Source organism: Aneurinibacillus danicus (assembly GCF_007991215.1).
Taxonomy (GTDB): Bacteria; Bacillota; Bacilli; order Aneurinibacillales; family Aneurinibacillaceae; genus Aneurinibacillus; species Aneurinibacillus danicus.
This window is the reverse complement of record NZ_BJXX01000163.1, coordinates 1-2,553: the sequence shown is the minus strand read 5'-3', so window position 1 is coordinate 2,553 and position 2,553 is coordinate 1. Positions and strand designations below refer to the sequence as shown.

Here is a 2,553-nt window from a genome sequence, read left to right as displayed (position 1 = left end):
CCTTCATACCACAAAAGACAGCCGTCCCTCTTTTTATTTTCATGGCAGGGATTGCGGCTCATCGGCTATGGTGGTTTTGTTGACATATTTCTGATAATTCCAACTTGGGAGGCTAAGGTTATGGAGAAAAATAGTGGATTCCGTCGGAAGTTGGCTATGTCGCTGTTAGCGGCGTCGGTTGCGCTGCCTGTGGCCGGAGTTGCAGCACCGCAGGTAAGTGCGGCAGAGCCAGCCGTAAGCGAAGAAAAGAAAGATGTTATGAAGGAGATGCTGGAGAAGCTGACGCCGGAAGAGAAGGCCGCAATTCAGCAGAAGGCGATGACCGATATGCTTATGAATCCGGACAAGCCGCTGGAGCAGGTAGCGGAAGACGCGCTGCGTGAAACCGTTGATCCGCAGAAGTATCAGGAAATCAAAAAAGAGGTAGAGGAAGCGGATATCACCGTTGAGGACGCCATGAAAGCCAGAGACGAGGTCACCAACTCCCCGGTAACGCCTCCTGCGCAACCGGAGACACCGGAGCAACCAGAAACACCGGAACAGTCAGAAGCTCCGAAACAACCGGAAACGCCTGCACCGTCTACGGACATACCGGCTGACCCGGAGCAAGGTACGAAGCCGACACCTAAATTTGTCGATCTGGAAAAAGCGCCGTGGGCCAAAGATGCCATCCAGACGCTTGTGGCAGAAGGAATCCTGGCCGGCGTAGCCGAAGATAAATTCGCGCCAATGGACAACGTTACCCGGGCCCAATATACGCGCCTTCTCATTCAGGCGCTTAAGCTGAATCAAAAAGTATCCAACCCGCCAAAAGCGCCATTCACAGATATTAAGCAAAACGATTGGTTTGCACTCGACGTTGCCACCGCGGCTAAGCTCGGCATTGTCAGCGGCGTCAGCAAAACCAAATTCGATCCGAACGCGCCGATTACACGCGAGCAAATGGCTGCGATGACGGCCCGCGCCATGGAAGCAGCACAGCTAATAAAGACAACGGAGCAGAAAACAGATACACTCAATCAATTTAAAGATAAAAACCGCATTGCCTCCTGGGCGCAAAAAGATGTCGCTGCCCTTACGGAACAAAAACTTCTCAATGGCATGAGCGGCGGCATGTTCGGTCCGAAAGAAAAAGCCAACCGTGCGCAAGCCGCCGTGCTGATTCACAAAGTCTATAGCTTCGCGCATGAAAACGAGTAATCAAATGCTAGCCTCACAGCCTCTATGCTGCGGGGCTTTTTATTGGTATATCACTCTTCTTCCCTCATTTCATTTAATCATGGCCCGTTTTCTTCCTTTACCAATAGATCATCATATCAAGGAGGTTTCTGCACGATGAAAAGCACACTACGCTGTCGTTTTGTCTCTTCCCTCGTCGCTATCTCTGTCGCTGTCCCGTCCGCCGCGGCATTCCTGCCATCTTCCACATTGGCTGCTTCGCCCAATAGCTTAAATCCGTCGGAAATCAAGCAGGTGCAACGATACAAGGAAGCCGCTATTACTATGTTTCAGTCCCTGACTCCGGCAGAAAAAGACAAATTGCGCCAGGTGCGTGATCAAGTAACCGCAAAGCCGCTTGACTGGTGGCGCGATCAGATTCTTCAGAACCCGGAAGTTATAGAAAAGCTGAAGGCTAAGGACGTAACGGTCGAAGAAGCGTCTGCCATGCTGCGTGACATGGTCGCTTTGCTGTATACGCCGGGCGATACGATCGAATCGCTGCTTACATTTAAGAAAGAGCACTACCATACCTGGACCAAAGTCTTCGGCACCGAATTCAAGCAGGAAGACCTGCTGAAGTTTGCGAAGATGATGCAAAAGCAGGTAGCGGCTGATATTATCATGGACCACATGCTGAACATCAACAGACCACTGGACGATATCATTAACAATGCAATTGCCCGCATGATGAAGCACGGCGAGTTCAAGAAGTTCGGTCAGAAACTGGCCGAAATCGGCATCACTCCAGAAGATGTGATCGCGATCCGCAAGCGGCTGGTGCGGGAATTTGACCCGAATAACGAAGTCCGCGACATTCTTATCCGCGCATTTGCTCGCAACTATGTAGACATCATCGTTCATCCGGGCAAACTGACGCCGGGCAAAGAAAAGCAGGTTACGCTGAAAGTGGACTTCCCTGGCTACTGGACAATCCGCTCGGGCATTGAGTGGGAATCCTCCAATCCGGAAGTCGCAACCATTGACGCCAAAGGCAAACTCCATGCCCACAAATCCGGCACAACCACAATATCCGTCAAAATCAAAGGCGTTGTTATCGCTCAAACCGATGTGACGATTGAACCGGAAAATGAGCGCGTTTTATCATTGACCTTCTCCCACGGCTGAAGCACGTGGGATTCTTTCCTGCGAACACCTCGCGTACCGGCAGGAAGTTTCCCACGGGCAGAGGCAAGGCTATGGGCAGGAAACACGGCAGGATTACCACGCTTCTGCGCAGCTTTTGCGGTGAGAAGCCCCGCAAGCAGCGGTTTGTCGTTTTTGAACTTCAGCACAATCTGCTCGTCCGTGACAACAAACCCATTCTGTTTAAAC

General features: G+C 51.4%; 2 protein-coding genes. Both read left to right on the top strand.

Annotation, left to right across the window (positions count from 1 at the left end):
* The first annotated feature begins 120 nt into the window (after nt 1–120).
* The gene (locus ADA01nite_RS17135) at nt 121–1,200 is read left to right on the top strand and encodes an S-layer homology domain-containing protein (protein WP_146811515.1); all 1,080 of its coding nucleotides are present in this window, start codon (nt 121–123) and stop codon (nt 1,198–1,200) included.
* A gap of 135 nt (nt 1,201–1,335) precedes the next feature.
* A complete protein-coding gene (locus ADA01nite_RS17130; RefSeq protein WP_170230354.1) occupies nt 1,336–2,346 on the top strand; it encodes an Ig-like domain-containing protein in 1,011 nt (336 codons plus the stop codon).
* The last annotated feature ends 207 nt before the right edge of the window (nt 2,347–2,553 follow it).

Bases quoted from the DNA above. Each gene is read 5' to 3' on its own strand.
- ADA01nite_RS17130 (WP_170230354.1), top strand. From the start codon at position 1,336: ATGAAAAGCACACTACGCTGTCGTTTTGTCTCTTCCCTCGTCGCTATC.
- ADA01nite_RS17135 (WP_146811515.1), top strand. From the start codon at position 121: ATGGAGAAAAATAGTGGATTCCGTCGGAAGTTGGCTATGTCGCTGTTA.